Annotated in this window: 17 protein-coding genes; 9 read left to right on the plus strand and 8 right to left on the minus strand. The window is 60.6% G+C overall.

Going from position 1 to position 21,072, the window contains the following annotated elements; translation table 11 throughout:
- Positions 1–9: 9 nt before the first annotated feature.
- A complete protein-coding gene (locus ACSOSP_RS34770) occupies positions 10–1,443 on the minus strand; it encodes a CHAD domain-containing protein (RefSeq protein ID WP_455315180.1) in 1,434 nt (477 codons plus the stop codon).
- Between the two features lie 215 nt (positions 1,444–1,658).
- On the opposite strand from ACSOSP_RS34770, the gene ACSOSP_RS34775 reads away from it, so the two are divergent.
- The 3 genes from ACSOSP_RS34775 (at position 1,659) to ACSOSP_RS34785 (ending at position 4,680) form a co-directional block, all read left to right on the plus strand.
- Entirely contained in the window at positions 1,659–3,254 is a 1,596-nt protein-coding gene (locus ACSOSP_RS34775) for an inorganic phosphate transporter (RefSeq protein ID WP_455315181.1), read from the plus strand.
- A gap of 313 nt (positions 3,255–3,567) precedes the next feature.
- Positions 3,568–3,723, plus strand: coding sequence for a DUF3309 family protein (locus tag ACSOSP_RS34780; protein WP_089160383.1), 156 nt, complete (start codon positions 3,568–3,570; stop codon positions 3,721–3,723).
- 168 nt (positions 3,724–3,891) lie between these two features.
- Positions 3,892–4,680 (plus strand): SDR family NAD(P)-dependent oxidoreductase, encoded by a 789-nt coding sequence (locus ACSOSP_RS34785; RefSeq protein WP_455315182.1) that lies wholly within the window; start codon positions 3,892–3,894, stop codon positions 4,678–4,680.
- Positions 4,681–4,699: 19 nt separating this feature from the next.
- Here ACSOSP_RS34785 and ACSOSP_RS34790 read toward each other — a convergent pair whose 3' ends face one another.
- Together ACSOSP_RS34790 and ACSOSP_RS34795 are read right to left on the minus strand one after the other, a co-directional pair.
- Positions 4,700–5,062: a hypothetical protein gene (locus ACSOSP_RS34790; RefSeq protein WP_455315183.1), complete on the minus strand. Its 363-nt coding sequence runs from the start codon at positions 5,060–5,062 to the stop codon at positions 4,700–4,702.
- Between the two features lie 19 nt (positions 5,063–5,081).
- Positions 5,082–5,303 (minus strand): hypothetical protein, encoded by a 222-nt coding sequence (locus ACSOSP_RS34795; protein WP_455315184.1) that lies wholly within the window; start codon positions 5,301–5,303, stop codon positions 5,082–5,084.
- Between the two features lie 223 nt (positions 5,304–5,526).
- Here ACSOSP_RS34795 and ACSOSP_RS34800 point away from each other — a divergent pair, with 223 nt between their 5' ends.
- The 3 genes from ACSOSP_RS34800 to ACSOSP_RS34810 all read left to right on the plus strand — a co-directional run bounded on the left by ACSOSP_RS34800 (position 5,527) and on the right by ACSOSP_RS34810 (position 7,096).
- Entirely contained in the window at positions 5,527–5,805 is a 279-nt protein-coding gene (locus ACSOSP_RS34800) for a DUF2866 domain-containing protein (protein ID WP_455315185.1), read from the plus strand.
- Positions 5,806–5,939: 134 nt separating this feature from the next.
- Entirely contained in the window at positions 5,940–6,362 is a 423-nt protein-coding gene (locus ACSOSP_RS34805; protein WP_455315186.1) for an MbcA/ParS/Xre antitoxin family protein, read from the plus strand.
- A 14-nt stretch (positions 6,363–6,376) separates the two neighbouring features.
- The gene (locus ACSOSP_RS34810) at positions 6,377–7,096 is read left to right on the plus strand and encodes an RES family NAD+ phosphorylase (protein ID WP_455315418.1); all 720 of its coding nucleotides are present in this window, start codon (positions 6,377–6,379) and stop codon (positions 7,094–7,096) included.
- A gap of 13 nt (positions 7,097–7,109) precedes the next feature.
- Here the strand turns inward: ACSOSP_RS34810 and ACSOSP_RS34815 are convergent, their stop codons facing one another.
- The 5 genes from ACSOSP_RS34815 to ACSOSP_RS34835 all read right to left on the minus strand — a co-directional run bounded on the left by ACSOSP_RS34815 (position 7,110) and on the right by ACSOSP_RS34835 (position 14,204).
- Complete coding sequence (locus tag ACSOSP_RS34815; RefSeq protein WP_455315187.1) at positions 7,110–8,414, minus strand: DNA topoisomerase IB; 1,305 nt, start codon at positions 8,412–8,414, stop codon at positions 7,110–7,112.
- Positions 8,415–9,604: 1,190 nt separating this feature from the next.
- A complete protein-coding gene (locus ACSOSP_RS34820) occupies positions 9,605–10,342 on the minus strand; it encodes a metallophosphoesterase (RefSeq protein ID WP_455315188.1) in 738 nt (245 codons plus the stop codon).
- Between the two features lie 155 nt (positions 10,343–10,497).
- Positions 10,498–11,742, minus strand: a complete 1,245-nt coding sequence (locus ACSOSP_RS34825; protein WP_455315419.1) for a c-type cytochrome — start codon at positions 11,740–11,742, stop codon at positions 10,498–10,500.
- A 185-nt stretch (positions 11,743–11,927) separates the two neighbouring features.
- Positions 11,928–13,529 (minus strand): GMC family oxidoreductase, encoded by a 1,602-nt coding sequence (locus tag ACSOSP_RS34830; RefSeq protein ID WP_455315189.1) that lies wholly within the window; start codon positions 13,527–13,529, stop codon positions 11,928–11,930.
- A 111-nt stretch (positions 13,530–13,640) separates the two neighbouring features.
- A complete protein-coding gene (locus tag ACSOSP_RS34835) occupies positions 13,641–14,204 on the minus strand; it encodes a sugar dehydrogenase complex small subunit (RefSeq protein ID WP_455315190.1) in 564 nt (187 codons plus the stop codon).
- Positions 14,205–14,519: 315 nt separating this feature from the next.
- Here ACSOSP_RS34835 and ACSOSP_RS34840 point away from each other — a divergent pair, with 315 nt between their 5' ends.
- The 3 genes from ACSOSP_RS34840 to ACSOSP_RS34850 all read left to right on the plus strand — a co-directional run bounded on the left by ACSOSP_RS34840 (position 14,520) and on the right by ACSOSP_RS34850 (position 21,046).
- On the plus strand, positions 14,520–15,176 hold the full coding sequence (locus tag ACSOSP_RS34840) for a DUF1345 domain-containing protein (RefSeq protein ID WP_455315191.1): 657 nt from the start codon (positions 14,520–14,522) through the stop codon (positions 15,174–15,176).
- 423 nt (positions 15,177–15,599) lie between these two features.
- Positions 15,600–17,252: a glycogen synthase GlgA gene (gene glgA / locus ACSOSP_RS34845; protein ID WP_455315192.1), complete on the plus strand. Its 1,653-nt coding sequence runs from the start codon at positions 15,600–15,602 to the stop codon at positions 17,250–17,252.
- Between the two features lie 398 nt (positions 17,253–17,650).
- Entirely contained in the window at positions 17,651–21,046 is a 3,396-nt protein-coding gene (locus tag ACSOSP_RS34850; RefSeq protein WP_455315193.1) for a maltotransferase domain-containing protein, read from the plus strand.
- The last annotated feature ends 26 nt before the right edge of the window (positions 21,047–21,072 follow it).

Consider the following 21,072-nt stretch of genomic DNA (forward strand, 5'->3'; position numbering starts at 1 on the left):
TGCATTCACTCATTTGATCCGCGGTGGCTTTATCTTGCGCAGGATGCGCTCGCCTTCCATTGCGCTCATCCGTTGCGCGTTGACGGCAAAGCCCTTCGCCAAACCCTTCTGGAATTCACCGGCTTCCTTCAGATCGGCCAGGCGCTGAGCAGCGACGGCCGCGTCGTTGCCGTCGCCCAGGACGCTTTGCAACCTCCCCAATGCGTCCTCCACCTCCTTACGGGTTTTCCGGGTCAGCAGGGAGCGAAAAAATTCGAGCGCGTAACGCAAGCGCTTGGCGTGTATTCGCACTTTGTGCCGCGTCGCGGCATCGATCGTGGTGAGATCCGGTGCACGCTCGATCTTTCGATAATGCTTAGTGATGCGCTTCTGTGCATAGACGGCCAGCGTCTGGTTCGTATGGCCAGCGGGCGGTTCAAGCGCGCTGAACCACTCGACATAAGAGAGCGCGAGCCGGGCATAGCGCGGGGAATTCATAGCGTCCTGCAGACGCTGCCGAGCAGCGATGCGGTTGCCGTCGGCGGCGCCATGGGTCGGTTTCCACGCGTCCTTGTGCTGCGGCTCATCCGATTCCGCATAGGCGGCAAGCGTGGTGTCGGTGAAGACATCCCAGTCGCGGGCATCACCCAGCAAATCGCCGAACCATTTCAGGTCGGGCGCGATTTTCCCGGTCCACTCCTCGTCGATCCAATCAGGGAAAAGCTTGAGCGCCGTCTTCAGGCGGCGCTGCGCGACACGCAATTGATGCACGTGTTCCACCTCGAGCCCGCCGCGCGACGCAGCGTCGTTGCCGAACCACTGCGCCGCCGCTGACTTGCCGATCGCGACGAATGCATCGGTCGTACTCGCTCCTTCAGGCAACTTCAGCTTGGCCGCCCTGACCGGCTCACGCAAGGAACTGTCGATAGCAACCGGCACGATCAGGAACGACAGCGCCTCCACAATCTCGTGCGCGCTCGCGAACAGCGCTTCGCGAGCGTCCGCAGCGGCCGTGAGCGTCAGCCTTGCCGGACGATCCGGTTCAGCCCGCAGCGTGACGCGCACGTGCACGCCAGTGTCCATCTCGCCGGGCGTGTCCCACTCGACGATTGCCGTCTCCGTGGCCTCGCTCAAGGTAAAGCTTGCGTCGCCGAGCAGCGTCTTGAGATCAGTCAGCAGTGCCTCCGACTTGATCCAGCCATGCAGCGTGTCAAACGGACCCGCCTCGGTTTCAATCCGCCGGACCAGCGGCCAGTCCCGGTGCATGGCCACGAAAACCCGATGGTCATCGTGCGTCTCGATCCCGACGTCCCACTCCGCCAGGTTGGTCCCGGCTTTTTGCGATCGCAGCACGAAATCCGTCCGGCGCGCCGTCACGAACCGGCTCAGTCGCGCGAGCGCCTGGTCCAGCGGACCGCTCGAAACATCCAGAGAAACCATCCTCAACTCGACGAGTTGCAACATAACTTCCCCATCATGAGCGGCTGTCCTTAGCTGGCAGCAAGTCGCGAACCGCACCTTCAAATCAGACAAATTTCAATTCTTTCAAATGTCATCAAAAAGCCATAAATCGTGTGCAAACATGGTCGCCTCCATCGCCAGAAGCAACGCCGTTCAGTGTTTCACAACGCCTGAATCCCTTACGTCACACGCGCAGCCTCTAGCTCAAAGGATGTTCCATGCCTGACTTGACCCTACCCGATAGTAACGACAGCAACGGACCCCGCTCGCTTAGTCGCCGGCTGAGCATGCCGATATTCCTCGTTGTGATTGCCGTTGGCATTATCTATTGCGTGACGCACCTGATGCATGACCTGGAGTCGGTCCAGCAGTCTTCAATCTTGCCTTACGTCCTGCTTGGCGTCGCCTTGATGATCGCGCTTGGCTTCGAATTCGTAAACGGTTTCCACGATACGGCAAATGCGGTGGCCACCGTCATCTATACCCATTCGCTCGCGCCTAACCTCGCGGTCGTCTGGTCGGGCGCATGGAATTTTCTCGGCGTGCTGGTATCGAGCGGCGCGGTGGCGTTCGGCATCCTGCAACTGCTGCCGGTGGAACTGATCCTGGGCGTGGGGACATCGCAGGGCTTTGCGATGGTCTTCGCCCTGCTGATCGCCGCGATCATCTGGAACCTCGGTACCTGGGCGCTCGGCATTCCTTCATCGAGCTCCCATACCCTGATTGGCTCGGTGATCGGCGTCGGCTTGATGAACCAGATGATGCACGGCCCGTCGGGGACATCGGGTGTCGACTGGAACCAGGCGCTCGCAGTCGGCAAATCGCTGCTGTTCTCGCCGTTGGTCGGCTTCATCCTGGCGGGATTCCTGCTGTACGTGATGAAGCTCGTAGTGCGCGTTCCCGCGCTCTATAAAGAGCCGAAGAAGAACACGCCGCCGCCGTTCTGGATTCGCTGCCTGCTGATCCTGACGTGCACGGGCGTGTCGTTCGCGCACGGCTCCAACGACGGCCAGAAAGGCATGGGCCTCATCATGCTGATCCTGATCGGCACCGTGCCGACCGCCTATGCGCTGAACAAGGCCGTTACGCCGGCCGAGACGCAGACGTTCCTGTCGGTGGGCCACCACGCGTCGGAAGTGCTCGGCAAGTACACCAATGGCGCGGCGCCCGTTGCAGACCCGCGCGCGGTGGTGCAGCACTACGTGCAGACCAAGGCGGTCCAGCCGGACACCGTGGTCGCGCTCAAGCAGCTCACCGATATCATCGATGGACAAGTCGGGTCTTCGTCGTCGATGGCAGCTGTGCCGCAAGATATCGTGGGCAACGTCCGCAATAACATGTATGTGACCTCCGAAGCGCTGCGCCTGATGGACAAGCAAAATGCGCCCGCCTTCGCCGCCGATGACGCCGCCGTGCTCAAGAACTTCAAAGGCCAGCTCGACCATTCGACCAAGTTCATTCCGACGTGGGTGAAAGTGGCCGTAGCGGTCGCGCTCGGTTTGGGCACGATGGTCGGCTGGAAGCGGATCGTGGTGACGGTCGGTGAACGGATTGGCAAGACGCATCTGACCTATGGACAGGGGGCGTCGGCGGAACTTGTCGCAATGTTGACCATTGGCGCAGCGGACGTCTACGGCCTGCCGGTCAGTACAACCCATGTGCTGTCCTCCGGCGTGGCGGGGACCATGGCGGCGAACGGTTCTGGGCTGCAATGGCGCACCGTGCGTAGTCTCGCGCTTGCCTGGGTCTTGACCCTGCCGGTTTCGATCGGACTCGCGGCGGGATTGTTCTGGGTGTTCCGCGGGTTGTTCTAAGCGGCGGCTAGCTAGATCTATCGGGCTTTCCCAAACGCGGTCTTAGCCCGTTTCACCGCGAGCGGTTTTTTCAAACCGCTCGCGCGCTTGCAGAATTTGCCCGATAGCCGGCGGCTGTTTGTCCTCTTTCCGGCTTCCTCCCCGCCCCACATACTTTTCGCCATAGGCACAGCGCTTGCTCAATCAAAGCGGCAATCGCGAGGGTATTGGCGCTGTGGACACATAAAGAAGCAATCCGCCGATACTCACGCCGCACCATACGCGGCATCGCCATTCACTCTTCAGCAGACTTTAATAATTAAGGAGAAGTGGAATGATCGGAACAATCTTGCTTGTCGTGTTGATCCTGCTGCTGCTCGGGGCTTTCCCTTCGTGGCCGCACAGCCGTAGCTGGGGCTATGGCCCAAGCGGTATCCTGGGCGTGGTAGTAATCATTGTGATCGTGCTGCTGCTCATGGGACGAATCTAGGGGTATAAGCCGACCAGTGTGTCAGTCGCTTGCCTTTTACTTTTAGTCAGGCACTGACTCGAAATCGCTGTGTGATCGCCTGCCAAAGTAGAACATCGCTTGTGGCAGGCGGTTTTCGTTTGCTACCGACCGCTCTTCGACATCCGCTAATCAAGGAGTACACATCTCATGGACCTCCACCTGGAAGACAAACTCGCGCTCGTCTCGGGATCGACGAAAGGCATTGGCCTTGCGATCGCCACCGGACTTGCTCGCGAAGGTGCGCGCGTGATCGTGAACGGCCGCAAGCAGGCATCCGTCGATGAAGCCCTGGAAAAGCTACGCGCCCAGGTGCCCGACGCGAACGCGGAAGGATTCGCAGGGGACCTCTCGGACGCCAGCCAAATCGATGTGCTTGTTGCGCAGTATCCCGCCGTCGACATCCTGGTGAACAACTTGGGCATATTCGATGTGAAACCGTTCGAGGAAGTTCCGGACGACGAATGGTCGCGTTTCTTTGATACCAACGTGATGTCAGGCGTTCGCCTCACGCGCGCCTATTTGCCGAAGATGAAAGCGAAGAACTGGGGCCGTGTGGTGTTCATCAGCAGCGAGAGCGGCGTCCAGATTCCCGTCGAGATGATCCACTACGGTGTGACGAAGACCGCGCAACTCGGATTGTCGCGTGGGCTCGCCGAATACTGTGCAGGCACGGGCGTCACGGTGAACGCGGTATTACCCGGTCCGACGCATTCCGAGGGTCTCGACGAAATGGCCGCGAAGGGCATGGGCGACAAGTCGTTCGCAGAGTTCGAGAAGGGCTTCTTCGAAACGGCGCGGCCGAGTTCCCTGCTCAAGCGGTTTGCCACAACCGAGGAAGTAGCAAATATGGTGGTGTATGTGTGCTCGGAAGCGTCGTCGGCTACGAATGGCGCAGCATTGCGAGTGGACGGCGGAGTCGTGCGGTCAGCTTTTTAGATTTTTGTGCCGCGCCGTATCACACGCGCAGGACACGTCCGTCCGGCCCGATCAGCGGCGGCAGGCGCGGCGTTGAGTCCGGTCCTTTGGGCGCTGTTTTCGCATGTCCCGGAATTGCAGGAGCCGGCGTGAGCGCCGGGGGCGCGATGTTGGTTCTATCGGCGACTTGCTTGACGGCCGGGCCGCTCTTGCGCTTTTTCTTTACCTGCGCCATCTGTGCGCCGCGCGGTTTGGCCTTCGATTTGTGCATCGACGCTTCGGGCGGATTCCAGACTTCGACGTAGCGTGCGGCCGCTGCCGCCGGAAGCGAACCGAGACCCATGAATCCGGCCAGGATCGCAAGCAAGACGTTCGAAGATAAAGTGGATAAAGCAGATCTCACAGCAATTGCTCCAGAGTGTTCAGTGTCCGCCGGCGCGCGAAAGTATAGCGTCCAGCGAGCGCTGCGATGTATCGAGTTCAAGCAACGCGCTGTCCAGCCGTTGCAGCGCCAACGCGACGGTGCGGCCGTGCGCGGCCAGTTCCGGTTCGCTGCGCGTAGCGTCAAAAGCGGCCGATACCTCACGTGTAGCTTGCACGTATCGCGCGAGCGCAGCGGCTTCAGCAGAAGAATGACCGTTCATGTTTCGTGTCCATGCAAAAGCGCTCACCTGTATGAATATACAGTAATGCCGCGCGACGGAAAAGCATTCGTGCGGCAAAGAGTCGTGTGCACGTTCGTGTGCACGTAAACCCGGCTGATTTTAAGCTGCACTTAATTGTCGGAGGGCACATTACAAACGCGAGCTTTTGCCGCCGCCGAAGACGGCGGCTTTTAAATCAGGGCTTTCACCGCGAGGACACGTCATGGCCGCAAGCGCATCGTTTCAAAACATCAAGTCCACGATGAAAACCGATCACGCCCTGCCGCTGCACGAATGCCGGCTTTCCGAGGCTGTGGAAAGGCCATGGGGCAAGCCGTATCGCATGGTTGAATGGGCGCGCAAAAGCGACCCCTGCAGTCAACTGAGCGTCGTGCCGGCAGAGTTCACTACCTCCGAGATTGCAGAAGTACTGCGCGCGCACGTGTCGGGGCGGCGCTACGGTCCCACGGATACCGACGCGACCGCGAACATCGACGCTTGAACACGAGCAGCGGCGCTATTTTGGCTCCGCTGCGAACGGACACCGATTTGGGCGCAGCGCGCAATCTCAGTTAAACCTTGATATAGTCCACAAATGGACTAATATGTGAATCAAGTTCTTAACGAGACTTAGCTATGTCACGCGCTCAACGCGTCCCGCGTCCCATTCCTACGCCCCAGCCTTCGATCGCGGACATGTCCGCGGCGGGCTTGCGCGCGTTTTTCAATATCGCGCGCGACTGGACTTTGTCGGCCGATGAGCAGATCGTCTTGCTCGGTTCTCCCGGCCGGTCCACGTACTTCAAGTGGAAACAGACGCCGGAAACGGCGCGTCTCGGGCGCGACACGCTCGAGCGGCTGTCACTGATTCTCGGCATTTACAAAGCCTTGCAGATCCTGTTGCCGCAAGCCGACGCCGCGGATGGTTGGATCAAGCGCGCGAATACCGCGCCGCCATTTGGCGGACGGCGCGCGCTTGACCGCATGCTTGCGGGCAACGTGAGCGATCTCGTGGCGGTTCGCCAATATCTCGATGCGATGCGGGGCGGCTGGGCGTGAGCGATCTATCCAATCTGCCGCAAGCTGAAAACGACTGGCATGCTGACTGGCCGCACATTGACCTTAACTGGTCGCCGGCCTACCGTGTGATTCCGACGCGTTTTCCTGCCGTGAACCTGTTCGACCGCGTGGCGTCGCCCCAGGATTTCGATGCTTTGTACGCGCTCGAGGCCATGACCAATGACCGCTTGCGCACGGAGGTGGGTGACCTGAATCTGGTGCCGCTCGCCGAGCGTCAGTTCGGCGCCGGTTACGGCCCGATCATGGCCGCCTTCACGCATCTGAACCCGAACGGCAGCCGTTTCTCCGATGGCAGCTACGGCGTGTTTTATTGCGCACGCGACCGGCGCACGGCCATTGAGGAGACGCGTTATCACTCGGCGCTGTTTTTAGCGGATACGAAACAAGCACCACTGCGCCAGCAGATGCGGCTCTATACGGTCCAAGCACAAGGCGATGTCATCGATCTATGCAAGGGTCGGCTGGAACAGGCCGCGCTTGATCCAGCGATTCTTTCGCCATCCAGTTACGTCGCAGGCCAGGCGTTGGGACGGGCTGCGCGTGAAGCGGGCGCACCGGGAATTGCGTATCCGTCGGTGCGAGATCATGGCGGCGAATGTCTCGCCGCTTTCCGCACTACCCTGCTGCGCGATTGCCGTCACGCTGCGTATCTGGAATACGAATGGAATGGCGAGACCGTGACCAACGTCTTCGAGATGAGCAAGGTCGGTTAGGTCCGCTGAGCGCTTAACTGATAGACACCGCCGTCGATGACCGTACGCGCGCGATCTTCTTGGTCGCGGGGCGTGCGGCCGTCGATGCGGTTTTCGGTGCAGCGGCCTTCGATACCGCCGCAAGCGCCTCCATCCCGACGCCCTTTGACGAGTTCTTCAGCGCAGCCGCTTTCACTTTTTGACTGGACTTGGCGAGCAGTCGGGCGAGCCGCGGATCTGCTCCGTTCGCCTGGCCCTTGCGGCCTCGCGCCGCTTCGCGGGCGCGGCGCTTCGCGTCTTTTTCCAGAAAAATGGCAAGCATGGCCTCGTCAGTTTTCAGGCCCGATCGACGCGAGGGCGGCAGGTCGTCGGCAAGTTCGCCGGCTTCGAACGCTTCGATCACCGCTGGATGGACATAGCATTTGCGGCACACGGCCGGTGTGTTGCGCAGTATCTTCGATACTTCCTTGATCGTGCCGACCACATGCTTGCGTGCTTCGGTCACGGTTTCCCACGCCAGCTTGCGCAGCGCCGCCAGGGCGAACACGCTGCCGGCCCATGTCCGGTAGTCCTTGGCCGTGAAGTCGGCGCCGGTGATGTCGTGGAGGTAGTCGTTGATATCGGAGGAGCTGACGGTGTGGCGTTCGCCGTTCGCGTCGAGGTACTGGAACAGGTCATGACCGGGCAGGTCCATGCAGCGTTTTACGATTCTGGCGATGCGAGCGTCGTTCACCGAGACATCGTGTTCGATCCCGCTTTTGCCACGGAACTGAAAACGCAGCGTGCCGGATTTGACGCTCAGGTGTTTCTTGCGCAGCGTGGTGAGTCCGTACGACTTGTTGTCGCGTGCGTATTCCTCGCTGCCCACGCGAATCAGGGTGGTGTCGAGAAGCCTGACCACGGTGGCCAGGACCTTGTCGCGGGGGATGCCCTCGAGGTCGAGATCCCGGGTGACGCGAGCACGTAGTTTCGGCAACACGGCGCTGAACGCCAGCATTCGTTCGTACTTGGTGGCGTCGCGGGTTTCGCGCCAATGCGGGTGATATCGATATTGCTTGCGGCCACGGGCGTCGCGGCCGGTGGCTTGCAGGTGGCCGCGTGAGTCGGGGCAGATCCAGACGTTGGTGTAAGCGGGCGGGATGGCGAGTGCGTTGATGCGCTTGATGTCGGCGTCGTCGGAGAGTGGGTTGCCCTGGGTGTTGAAAAAGACGAAGGCGCCGTTTTTCCACTCGCGCGTGTAGCCGGGACGCGAGTCATCGACGTAGCGAAGGCCGGGGGGCAGGTCTTCCGGGCAGCCCTTGATCTCGTTTTGCGGTTGTGGGTCCTGGAGTGATGTCACTGCGTGCCTCGCTTTGGTCTCGCCAGATTAGACGAGATCTGAGCAAAGCCCATTCCACGGGGTTTTCGTTCGCACGGGGTTTTCGTTCGCACTCGGGGGCGGGGTTTGGGGGCGGGGTTGCTAGGGTACGGGGTTGGTGGTCGCGGTCGGTGCCGGTTGCCAGGTTCTGGGGTTAGCGGTTGGGGTTGACACCGGGGTGCCAGGTTCCTGCGTTAGCGGTCTGAGTCAGTGCCGGGTTGCTGCTTTCGGGGTTAGCGGTCTGCCTGAGTTGGCTATTTTCTTTATCACTATTAGCCACTGCGCGTGGCGGCGCGTCATTTCTTTGTCCAAAGCGACAAAGAAACGAAGCAAAGAAAGCGCTTTCAAAACGAGGGCCCATAAGTTGACCTAGCGTGCAGTTTTTGCGTTTTTGGCACCCCAAAAGCACGGTGCTCGCTAGAGCGACGGATGTGTGAAACCCTCCTTCTCCGAACACCGATACCCACACGCTTCGCCACCAGTGACTGAGCCTGCCTAAGGTTCACCCCGCGCTATCCGCGAACAACCATCCTTCGAATTTGTACGCATCCTGAACCACGTCGCCAACCCGCAAAAAACTAAGCTCCCGGAATGGGTAATGCACACCGTACGAATAACCCTGTGAGTTGCACAATCAACTCACCAAAATATATAGCGGTATGCGTCGGGTCGTGTGGCCGACAAAGATAACAGCGCTGATTATTCAGCAGCACAAACTACTAAACCAATCTCTGAAAAATGGAGCCTTAAATACACGTGAGGCCGTATGTGTCCTTGGCAGGCGTGCTTGCCCGAGAGCGTACGGGGCGAAGCGTGTGCGTGTCAGGATTCGCGAGAAGGAGGGTTTCACACATCCGTGGTTCTTGCGAGCACCGTGCTTTTGGGGTGCCAAAAACACCAAAACTGCACGCTAGGTCAACTTACGTGCCCTCGTTTTGAAAGCGCTTTCTTTGCTTCGTTTCTTTGTCGCTTTGGACAAAGAAATGACGCGCCGCCACGCGCAGTGGCTAATAGTGATAAAGAAAATAGCTCACTCGCGCAGACCACTAACCCCGAAAGCAGCAACCCGGCAATGACTAAGACCGCTAACGCACGAACCTGGCAACCCGGCATTGACTCCAACCGCTACCGCTAGAACCTAGCAACCCCACCCCCGAGTGCCAACGAACCCCCTACGGTAATGCCAACTCCCGCGCCCCTTCCGCACTCGCCCACCCCTGCTTCACCGACCAGCGCTTGTCGGTGCCGGCCTCCACAATCGTGAGTCGCCCATCGTCGCTATAAGCACCCGTGTCGATAAAAATTTGCGCCCCGATCTGCTTGATCGCCTTCACGGGCGTGTGCCCGCAATAGGTCGGCGATAACCCCCGCTGCCAGGCAACCTTCGCTGTCCCCAGCGCAAGCGACCTCCCCCACAACATCTGCTGACGGACATCGTCGGGGAAATACGCGACTTCCAGATCAGCGTCGCTACCGAAAAACTCCGCATGCAGCACGTTGAAGCGAGTGGCGCCATCGCCGACAATTCGCACCAAAGGAACACTAGCCAGCCTCGCGGCAATCGCCTCCAACTGCTCGTCCGGCAGGTTAGCCGCCCACGCACCGCCGATCGAATACCACATGTGGCGATGCATCTTGCCCGCCGCAACCGCGCACAGCGCGTCTTCGTGATTGCCAAGCACCGGGTAGAACCAGGATTTATCGAGCAGGTCGATGGCCGCCAGCGAATCGCTGCCGCGATCGACCAGATCGCCCACGGAAAACAGGCGGTCACACGAACCATCGAAACCAATTTCGCTAAGCAGATAACGCAGGGCGTCGACGCAGCCGTGCAAATCGCCAACCACGAGGTCACGGCCAACTTTGTTCGCCGGATGCCAGCAAACGACAGGATGAGTAGAAGCAGTCATGGCAACTTTCTTAATCTTACAAAACGCGCGGTTACGCGCGCCGACTCGCTATGCGACAAATTACCTACCCACATTCTGGAACGACCATGACTAATGCGCAATACGATCAGCTTGGCGCGGCAAAATTGCCACGCCAAGGGTGAGTCTCGCCGTATTTATTGCGGTGTGGAGCGGAGTTTGGCCACCTGATCGGCGGACGTCGTCGATTGCGGATTACCAAACCTCTTGGTTACATAGTTGCTGATGGCGGCAATTTGTTCATCGCTGAGTTCATTCGCAAATGCAGGCATGAACGCCATGGCGTCTTTCGTCTGACGACTCACGCCGTGCAGCATCACCATGGTGAGGTTATTCGCCGCCGATGTCCCCACCACGCTGTTATGAATCAACGAAGGATACGCCCCCGGCGCGCTGCCGCCCCGGCCCTCGCCCGTCCAGCTATGACACGTCGCACAGTTGGCGATGAACAATTGCGCGCCGTTCACCCCGCTGATCGCCGTACCGCGCATTGCCGTGACGTCCGCGTCGGTCGGCTTGCCGAAGGAGTCCCGCGGATGGATATCGCCACCGCTCTTCGCCGGCACCGAACGCAAGTACACCACCATCGAACGCAAGTCCTCGGGCGTCATGTATTGCGTGCTGTTCTGCACGACATCCGCCATCGGGCCGGCCGCATTCGCCCGGCCATTTGCCACGCCATGCGCCACACCATTTGCCACGCCGGTCGCGAGATAGTTCGTCAGCTCGTCGTCGCTCCATCCACCAATGCCCGCAGTCTTGTCCGGCGTGATGTTGAACGCGTGCCAGCCGGACAACTCGGCGCCGCTGAAGCGCTCGCTCGTCTTCAGGCCCTGCATCACGTTACGAGGCGTATGGCATTCCTCGCAATGCGCGAGGCCACCGATAAGGTACGCGCCGCGATTCCATTCCGCGCTCTGCTGCGGGTCAGGGACAAAACGGCCTTCCTTGAAATTGAACATGTTCCAGAACACCATCAGCCAGCGCTGGTTGAACGGAAACGACAGCTCATTGCGCGGCGGCGTGTAGTGAATCGGACCAAGCGTATTCAGATAGGCACGGATCGCGAGGACGTCCGAGTCGGTGACCTTCGTGTATTCGGCGTAAGGGAAGGCCGGATACAAGCGCTCGCCGCTTTTGCCAATGCCTTCATGCATCGCGCGCAGGAAGTCGGCATCGCTCCAGCGGCCAATACCGGTATCCGGATCGCTCGTGATATTCGGCGTGTAGATGGTCCCGAACGGCGTGCTGATCGGCAGACCTCCGGCGAACGGACGATCTTTGTCGGCGGTATGACACGCCACGCAGTCGCCCACTCGCGCCAGGTATTCGCCGCGCTTGATCAGCGCCGCGCCGGCAAGCGTGTCGCGCTGCACGACCATGGGTTCGGTCGCGGCCGGTTGCGCTTGCGCCGATTGAATCAGCGTGTGGAAACTCACGCCCGTAATGGCGAGCGCAAGAACGGCGAGTGCGCCGGCGAGGCGCTTGTTAAGCTTGTCCGGTTTGATAAAGCGCTTCGCGTCGCGAGGTTTGGGGTTCTTCATCGTGGCTCTCCGTCGGCGCGCAATCAAAGTTCTTTCTTCAGCTTGTCGGCGAGACGCAACGACAACGCGGACAACGTCAGCGTGCAATTCACCGATGCCGCCGTCGGCATCACCGCACTGCCGGCAATGAAAAGGTTCGGGTGGTCATGCGTGCGGCATTCGGAATCGACGACGGAATCCTTCGGGTCCGCGCCCATGATGGCCGTTCCCATGATGTGGTTGTTCGGCGCGAATTTATCGTCGAAGGTGATCTCCGTGCCGCCGAACAATTCCGCGATCCGCGCATACTGCGCATGCGTGTCGACCGCGCTTTTCTTCACGTAGTCGTTGATCGAGTAGTAGATCTCGGGCTGTGGGATGCCGAGCGAATCCTTGTGATCCGACGATGGAATCACGCGGTTCTGCGGTTCGGCAAGATGCTCGTGGAAGCTGGCGATGCTCATCGTGCGCGCGGCACGATCGCGGATCTGCCGGTCGAGTTCCGCGCCCGTCACGCCCTTGGCGATCAGGTCCGCGGTGACCGACATGGTCGGCACGCCATTCGATAAATGCAGCTTCTTCGCCGCGTATTCGGAGCGGAACGCACCATCGCGGAAGTTCACCACCGAGGTCATCTCCATTGGCCCGCGTCCCGGCCACACGGGCTCGTTGGCGAGGAAGGTCACGCTGGTGCCGGGGTGATCCATCAGGTTGCGGCCGACCTGGTCCGAACTGTTGCCAATGCCGCTCTTGAACCTGTCCGACACCGACTGCAACATCAGCTTCGGCGTTTCAATACCATTGGCCGCCAGCACGAAGAGCTTGCCCGTGACACGCGTGCTGTTGCCGTTCGGGTCCTTGTAATGGACGGCGGTGATCAGGCCTTTATCGTCGCTCTCGATCTTGTAGACGACCGCTTGCGCAATCAGCTTCGCGCCCGCGCGTTCGGCTTTTTCCGCATGCGTGATGCCGTTGTACATGGCGGCGATCGGGCAGATCGGCATGCAGTTGTTATTGCCGCAGCAGGTTGGGCGGGCATCGTACGGGCGGCTGTTACGCGCGACCGGTTCAGGCACCACGTGAAAAGACTGCGCGTTGAGGACATCGGTGAAACGCTGGTCCATGTAGGACAGCGGCAGCATGTCCATTGGGTAAGGTTTGGAGCGCGGCGAACCAAGATCGACGTTGTTGCCCGGACCCGATACGCCAAGCTGTACTTCAGCGGCGAAGTACCAGGGCTCGAGGATCTCATAAGGGATCGGCCAGTCGCGGCCTACACCGTAAAGCGTCTTCAGCTTGAAATCGGCAGGCAGCAAGCGCCATGCAGCAGCGGCCCAGTGCCAGGTGGTCCCGCCGACCAGCCGCAAGTATTGCGATGCGTACGGGTACTCGCCCTTCTGGATCAGGTAGTTGTTCTCGGGCGAGTACTCGGGATGCGGCGCGTAAGGCGTCGATGGATACGGCGTAGCGAAATCGTTTTTCGCCGGCGAGTTGCGAAAGTTCTCGACGATCTGCCAGCGCGGAATACGCGGCCCCGCTTCGAGCAGGATCACGGATGCGCCCGCGCTCGCGAGCTGATGCGCGACGAGTCCGCCCGCAACCCCCGATCCGACGACGACCACATCGGCCGAATTCGAATTTGCCATTTGTTGTTGTCCTGTGAGGGGTGGTTTTTATTTGCTTCGATCGCGCTGCCGATTGACTGTCAGGCAGCGCGCCGGCTTGATGCTTTTAGTGATGTGGCGTGTCCGATGCGTTCAAGCTGCGCCAGGCGGCTTCTGCGTCCAGTAGAACGGCACGTCGCGGCAATACGACGGAATGGTCAGCACGTCATTGACGGGATCGAACATCAGCGCGCGCTCGTAGGCAACCACGCTCACGCGCGGCGCATCGCCGACAAGACCGAGATACCACGCACGCATGATCGCGGTGACCGTGACGGCGAGCTTGGGCGTATCCGCCTTGAGCGCTTGCGTCACCGTATCCGAGGGCACGCCGCCATGCGCCGCGAGCCATACGTTCAAGGCGCTCACGTTGCCGGCAAACTCGCTGTCCGACTTCGACAGCGCGTCATACACGCGCTGCGCCAGCGCGGGATCGAAGGTGGTGCGTCCGGTGAGTTTGCTCGAGAGCAGCAGGAAACCGTCGAGGCCTGCAGGCGGCGTATCGGCGAAAGCCTGAGTGAAGAATGTTGGGTAACCGAACCCCGCGAAACCTGCGGAAGTAAATGCGAGCGCGACTGCCGACGCACACGCGCCGAGAACAAAGCGGCGGCGGCCAGCCGACTGTGCGCGCGTCATGGGATGGTCTGGTTGTGTCATGGTGTGAAGTCCCAAGTCGCGATGTTCAGACAGGCGATGATCGATTGCACCTGTCGATATCCCCGAATAGTTTTAAGGCGCGCGTTGCTGTAGCTCAGGCATGCACGATGAAGCGGATAACACGCGGATAACGCGCTGATAACAACCCGCCCTCGGGCCGTTGGTAATTGAAAGGCACACGAGCAATAATCGCGGCACCTGGCGTTGTGAGGCACAAGAAGACCGGCATCTTGCGCGTGGCTTGCACGATACCTCGCCATGCCAGCTTAACGCCATAACCTGCCACAAGCTTCCATAACCCGACCACTATAAAAAATGAATCTAGTTCCCCAAGTACTTCGCTATCGCCCGCGGGCGGTCATCGCACTCGTGGTTGGTGTGATCGTGGCGCTTTTGGTTCCACATGACTTCAAGCCGATCGTGCGCGGGCTCATAGGATGGGACAGTACCGTATGGCTGTATCTCGTGCTTATCTGGATTCAGATGGCGCTCGCGCGTCAGGACAAAGTGCAGAAGCTCGCCGAGCGCGAGGACGAAAACGCAGGCATGGTGTTGCTGATCATCAGCCTGGCCGCCATAGCAAGTCTCATCGCGATTGTGTTCGAACTGGCCATGGCCAAGAACCTGGGCTTGCGCGGCGCACTGCTCCACTATCTGCTGACTGCCGCCACCATGCTGGGCGCATGGTTCCTCATCCCGACCATCTTCACGCTGCACTACGCGCGCCACTACTATCAGTCAGAGGGTGACGAGACATCGCTGAAATTCCCCGATGCCCACCTCAAGCCGGACTATTGGGACTTCCTGTATTTCTCGTTTACGATCGCGGTGGCGTCGCAGACGTCGGATGTCGTGCTCTGCTCCAATGAAGTCCGGCGCACGGCGCTCGCGCAATCGGTCCTGTCGTTCTTCTTTAATGCCGCGGTGATTGGTTTATGCGTGAACACAGCCGCCAGCTTGCTTGGGCCTTGAACTGACTGCCAGGCAAATATTGCCGTCGTGCTTGATAGCGACCGGGCGTAATTGCCGTATCGAATAAATTCATCGAATAAATTAATAGGGATGGCTGACAATTCCTGCATCCCGGTGGCCGCGCGCAGCGGCAGCCCAGTCTTTTGTATAACGATTCCCGAATACTCCGTGTAAAAACGCCGCCTGCAGTGCGTGCGTTTTTACACGGCTCTTCATGTCCGCCTGACGTCCACCTCGGCGCATATCAAGCACCTATCGGTTTCCCCCGGTTTCAGCAGAATCCCAAGAACATGGCACACGCCTTGCTCTTGCTTTCACGCACTTCCTCTTCCCTCCGATAAAAGCACCGGACGCATGCGCCGCAGATTCTTTTGCCCGAGCGCATCCCCTCGCTTTTCATCCATCAAACGCCAGGAGTCCGCCTTGTCCTTGAACGTCTTGCTTGTCGCTTCCGAGGCTGTACCCTTAGCCAAAACCGGCGGACTCGGTGACATGGTCAGTGCGTACGCCGTTGCCTTACGTGAAACCGGAGTCGATGCCGCGATCCTCATCCCGGCTTATCCGAAAGCGCTGCAGATGGTCGAAGGATTACAGAAGGTGGCTTCAGTGACGGGGCTTCCGGGCGGAGACGGCGCGTTGTATCGCGGCCGCATGCCGGATAGCGGCGTGCCCGTGATCCTGCTGCGCATGGATCATTTATATGCACGCGAAGGCCTCTATCAGGACGCGAAAGGACGCGACTACGAAGACAACGCGATTCGGTTCGCGTCGTTGTCAGCAGCAGCGGTAAAGATCGCAGCAGGCGTTCGAGGCTTCAAGAAGCCGGACATCGTGCACGCGCATGACTGGCATTCAGGACTCACGCCGCTCTTGATGAAGCAAGCCGGCGTGCACGCAAAAAGCGTTTTCACGATCCATAATCTGGCGTTCCAGGGCAACTATTCGCTCTCGCTTGGTGCAGCGCTCGGCGTGCCAGCCAAATGGCTCGTCCCCGCGTTGACCGAACCCGCAAGCATCGAATTTTATGGTGCGTTGAGTCTGATGAAAGCCGGCATTGTGCATGCCGACCACGTCGCCACCGTCAGCGAAACGTATGCGCGCGAAATCCTCACGCCGCGCTTCGGCCACCTGATGGAAGGCGTGCTGCAAAGCTGCGCCGGCAAGCTGTCGGGCATCATCAACGGTATCGATATGGATACCTGGGACCCGAAGACCGATCCGCAGATTGCCCGCTCCTATTGTTTCGACGATATGCGCGGCAAGCACGCCTGCAAGCGCGAGCTGCAGCAGTTGTTCGGCCTCCCCACCGACCCTTTCGCGCCAGTGATCGCGCTTGGCAGCCGGATGACATCGCAGAAAATGGCCGATGTTGCCGTGGAAGCCATTCCCGCGCTGCTCGAGCGCTACCCGCGGTTGCAGATTGCCGTGCTTGGCCAGGGCGAAGCACATATAGAAGCCGCGTTTCAGCGGCTGGCGCAGACCTGGCCGGATCGAGTGGGTGTTTATATCGGCTTCGACGAGCGGCGCGCGCACGTGCTGCATGCCGGTGCTGACATCCTGCTGCACGGCAGCCGCTTCGAGCCGTGCGGCCTCACGCAAATCTACGCCATGCGCTATGGCACGCTGCCCGTGGCGTCGCGTGTGGGCGGCTTGGCCGATACGATCGTGGATGCGGCGGAAGCAGCTGAGACAGCGGGGCTTCAAACAGGCTTTCAGGCATCTGCGCTCGGCGGCTTCGAAGGCGCAACCTGCTCGCGCCCGGCAACCGGCTTCCTCTTCGATGGCGACCGCGTCCAGGACGTGATCGCCGCCGCCGCGCGCGCCATCGACGCCTTCATGCGTCCACAACAATGGCGCACGCTTCAACGCAACGCAATGGCGCGTGATTACGGATGGAACCAGGCGGTAGCGAAGTATGTCCAGCTATACGCGGGTCTCGCCGATGCACGTCCTGCCAAAGCGCCGTTGCGCACCCGTCGCGCGCCGGTCGAGGTTCGGGCCGTGCCGGTCATGGCCATTGCCGAGGCTGATCGTCGCGAAGCGGAACAGGCGCAATTCGTCGCACGCAGCGCCTGACTTTCCACACCTGCCTTTTCGATGGTACGGTTACACGGTTGGCCGCTAGCCGCGCACTGGATTGCAGTGCGCGGCTAGCGGATGTCGTCTGACCTGAACCCGCATGCGGGTCGAGAACCATTGCTACGCTCAGGCTCCGACATACGCCAGGAACTTGAGGGTCGCGGCACGCTACGTGCTGTGTCCCTCAGGCGACCCTGGCGCCGCACGAACGGCGTATCGCCTGAAGCACTCGAGGCCGGTACGCGCCGCACTCGTCACCCCGGATCTGGTGCTTTGAAGACTGTCTGAGGCTCGTCTGCCGTAGCCGTTCTTGCGGTTTGGTTTTTTGCCTGGTTGAGCGCGATCGCGTTTTCCCGCATCCACGCCATAGCAGGACGAACTGGAAAAGACGACCGATGGAACACCATCACATGCTTCAAGCGTATGCGCCAAGAATCTATTTCATCGACCCGCTTCTCGTCGGACCATTGTCTGAATGGCCCGCACAATTCGAACATGCCGCCGCGCTGGGCTTCGATCACGTCCTGATCGGCGCGCCGTTCCAGCCGGGCAGCAACGGCCATCGACAGGCCGTGGCCGATCATCACAAACTCCACGCCATCTTCGAATCCGACGCACCCGCAAGCGATGGCCTGCGTCTGCTGGCGACCCAGGCGAGCAAGCACGGCCTGACCCTTCTGGTCGATATCACCCTCGGCCAGGTCAGCGCGGAAGGCGGTCTGTTCCGTGACAATCGCCACTGGTTCCATCCGTTCGAGGCGGCTGAAGCCCGGCTCGATCCACGTCACGCGCCGCACGAGGAAAGCGTGGCGCACGCAAATTTCGGCGATGGTGAAGCGGCCCAGGCGCTCACCGAATGGTGGGCGCGCGAGCTGATGCTGCTCGCCGATGCCGGCATTGGCGGCTTTCGCTTCGAAGCGCCGCACAAGGTGCCGGCGCACGTTTGGCGCAGGCTCGGTGCGGCCGTTCGCGAACGTCATCCGCAAACTAAATGGCTCGCCTGGACCGTCGGCATCAGCCGCCACGATCTCGCCGGACTCGCCGATGCCGGTTTCGACTCGGTGTCTTCATCGTCGCGATGGTGGGATTTCCAGAGCAACTGGCTCTTCGATGAACACGCCGCGCTGTTTCGCATCGCGCCACCCATCGCGTTTCCGGAAGAGCCCTACGGCTCGCGCCTGCTGCACGACCTGCCGGACACCGGCGACTCGTCGCTGGTTGAGCGCGCCTACCGGCGCGCGTTGTACACAGCGGCGGGCATAGGCACCGGCCTGCTGGTGCCCATGGGCTTCGAATACGGCGTCACGCAGCCGCTCACCTACAACCACGGCAGCGCGGAAGAGTTCCGCCGCGCCAGGGAAGGCGCGCGCTTTAACGTATCGGCGGAAGTGGCGCATGCCAACGCGCTGCAACGCAACTCTGCGGCGCTGTCGAGCATCGGCGAACTGCGCGCCCTGACCGGCGCGGGCACGCCGTACGCGGCCATTCTGCGCGGCAGCGGTCCGGACCTGCGCGTGGCGTCAGAGGCAGCGCTCATCGTGCTGAATCCGGACCTCACCACGCCGGTTTATATCGATACGCGGCATTTGCTGGACGGTGCACCCGGCAACTTCACGCGGTTTCGGGCAATCGACGAAGACACGTCGGTCACGCCGCTGCCGCTCGAGCCATTCCTGTTGCAGCCCGGTGAAGTGCATCTGCTGCGCGGGACCTCGGAACCGCCCATCCTGCTGGCCCAGCCTCAGGTCAAACGCGGCAGCAAGGCTGCTGACAAGAAATCGGTGAACGAAGCGCTGATCGCGCCGCGAGTGGCGATCGAAAGCGTGTCGCCCTCGGTCGATCACGGCCGCTTTCCGGCGAAGCGGATCGTAGGCGAAGCGGTCGAAGTCACCGCGGCCATCTTTGCGGAAGGCCACGACAAGATCGCAGCGGCCGTGCAATGGCGCGCCGCCGATGAAACCGACTGGCACGAAGCGCCCATGGTCCCGGTCCTGCCGCTCGGCAATGACCTATGGACGACACACATTCCGCTCGATCGTTTAGGCCGTCATGAATTCACGGTCATCGCATGGCGCGACGACTTCGCTTCGTTGATCGATCACATGCAGAAGAAGCTGAAGGCACAGCAGACGGTTGAACTGGAACTCGAGGAATTACGGCACTTGTTCGCGCTGATCCTGGCCGAGGTGAAGACCACCGAAGGCGCGCAGACGGAGCCGCTGGAAGGCATCGTCAAGCAGTTCGCGAAGGCCGATGCCGATACGCGTCTCGCGTTGGCGCTTGCGCCGGAAACGGCGCAAGCAATCGAAGCGGCGCGGCACCGGCCGTTCCTGTCGCGCGATCCGGTGACGTATCGCGTCGATGCCGAACGCGCCGCCGCGCGCTTTGCAAGCTGGTACGAAATCTTCCCGCGCTCCATGAGCGATGACGAACATCGCCACGGCACGTTTGTCGATGTGATCGGCAAGATGCCACGCATCCGCGAGATGGGCTTCGACGTGCTGTACTTCCCGCCGATCAACCCAATTGGCATCGCGAACCGCAAGGGCAAGAACAATACGCTGACCGCCCAACCCGGCGATGTGGGCAGCCCGTATGCCATCGGCGGCAAGGAAGGCGGCCACGACGCCTTGCATCCGGAACTCGGCAACCTGGACGATTTCAAGCAGATGCTGGACGCGGCGCGTGCCCACGGACTGGAGATCGCGCTCGATTTCGCCGTGCAGTGTTCGCCGGATCATCCATGGCTGAAGGAGCATCCCACGTGGTTCGCGTGGCGCCCTGATGGCACGCTGCGCTATGCGGAAAATCCGCCGAAGAAGTATCAGGACATCGTGAATCCTGACTTCTATGCGCAGGATGCGAAGCCGGAACTGTGGCTTTCTTTGCGCGACGTATTCCTGTTCTGGATCGCGGCCGGCGTGAAGATTTTCCGCGTCGATAACCCGCACACGAAGCCGATGCCGTTCTGGGAATGGGTGATTGCCGATGTCCGCTCGCGCCATCCCGACGTCATGTTCCTGGCCGAAGCGTTCACCCGTCCGCGCGTGATGAACCGCCTCGCTAAACTCGGTTTCTCGCAGTCATACACATACTTCACCTGGCGCGAGTCGAAGCGCGATTTCCTGGAGTATATGCATGACCTGACGCAGACGGACGCGAAGGATTTTTTCCGCCCGAACTTCTTCGTCAATACGCCCGATATCAACCCGCGGTTCCTGCAGCGCTCGGGCCGCGCCGGCTTTGTGATCCGCGCCGCGCTCGCCGCGACGTTGTCGGGACTATGGGGCGTCTATAGCGGCTTCGAACTTTGCGAAGCGGCCGCGCTGCCGAACAGCGAGGAATATCTGGATTCGGAGAAGTATCAGATCCGGGCTTGGGACTGGAACCGGCCGGGCAATATCGTCGGGGAAATCACAGCGCTGAACCGGATCAGGAAAGCGAATCCGGCGCTGCAATCGCATCTGGGCGTCAACTTCCTGACGGCTCACAACGACAACATCCTGTTCTTCGAAAAAGCCAACGCGGCACGCGACAACATCGTGCTGGTCGCGATCAATCTCGATCCGTTCAACGAGCAAGGTGCGGATGTCGAATTGCCGTGGCAGACGCTGAATAGTTGGGGCGTGCAGGAATGGGACGCACTGGCTGTTGAGGACCAGATGACGGGCGAGCGTTTCGAATGGCGCGGCAAGAACCAACATATCCGCCTCGACCCAAACACGCGGCCGTTCGCAATCTGGCGAATCGCGCCGACGTGGGGCTTGCCGCGAGCGCCAACTCCCCTCTGACGATCACACGAGCGACCTGACAGTCA

This window comes from Caballeronia sp. KNU42 (assembly GCF_053760385.1).

Coding starts and splice junctions, on each gene's coding strand:
- ACSOSP_RS34770 (WP_455315180.1), bottom strand. CDS start 1,443: ATGTTGCAACTCGTCGAGTTGAGGATGGTTTCTCTGGATGTTTCGAGC.
- ACSOSP_RS34775 (WP_455315181.1), top strand. CDS start 1,659: ATGCCTGACTTGACCCTACCCGATAGTAACGACAGCAACGGACCCCGC.
- ACSOSP_RS34780 (WP_089160383.1), top strand. CDS start 3,568: ATGATCGGAACAATCTTGCTTGTCGTGTTGATCCTGCTGCTGCTCGGG.
- ACSOSP_RS34785 (WP_455315182.1), top strand. CDS start 3,892: ATGGACCTCCACCTGGAAGACAAACTCGCGCTCGTCTCGGGATCGACG.
- ACSOSP_RS34795 (WP_455315184.1), bottom strand. CDS start 5,303: ATGAACGGTCATTCTTCTGCTGAAGCCGCTGCGCTCGCGCGATACGTG.
- ACSOSP_RS34800 (WP_455315185.1), top strand. CDS start 5,527: ATGGCCGCAAGCGCATCGTTTCAAAACATCAAGTCCACGATGAAAACC.
- ACSOSP_RS34805 (WP_455315186.1), top strand. CDS start 5,940: ATGTCACGCGCTCAACGCGTCCCGCGTCCCATTCCTACGCCCCAGCCT.
- ACSOSP_RS34820 (WP_455315188.1), bottom strand. CDS start 10,342: ATGACTGCTTCTACTCATCCTGTCGTTTGCTGGCATCCGGCGAACAAA.
- ACSOSP_RS34825 (WP_455315419.1), bottom strand. CDS start 11,742: ATGGTCGTGCAGCGCGACACGCTTGCCGGCGCGGCGCTGATCAAGCGC.
- ACSOSP_RS34830 (WP_455315189.1), bottom strand. CDS start 13,529: ATGGCAAATTCGAATTCGGCCGATGTGGTCGTCGTCGGATCGGGGGTT.
- ACSOSP_RS34835 (WP_455315190.1), bottom strand. CDS start 14,204: ATGACACAACCAGACCATCCCATGACGCGCGCACAGTCGGCTGGCCGC.
- ACSOSP_RS34840 (WP_455315191.1), top strand. CDS start 14,520: ATGAATCTAGTTCCCCAAGTACTTCGCTATCGCCCGCGGGCGGTCATC.
- ACSOSP_RS34850 (WP_455315193.1), top strand. CDS start 17,651: ATGGAACACCATCACATGCTTCAAGCGTATGCGCCAAGAATCTATTTC.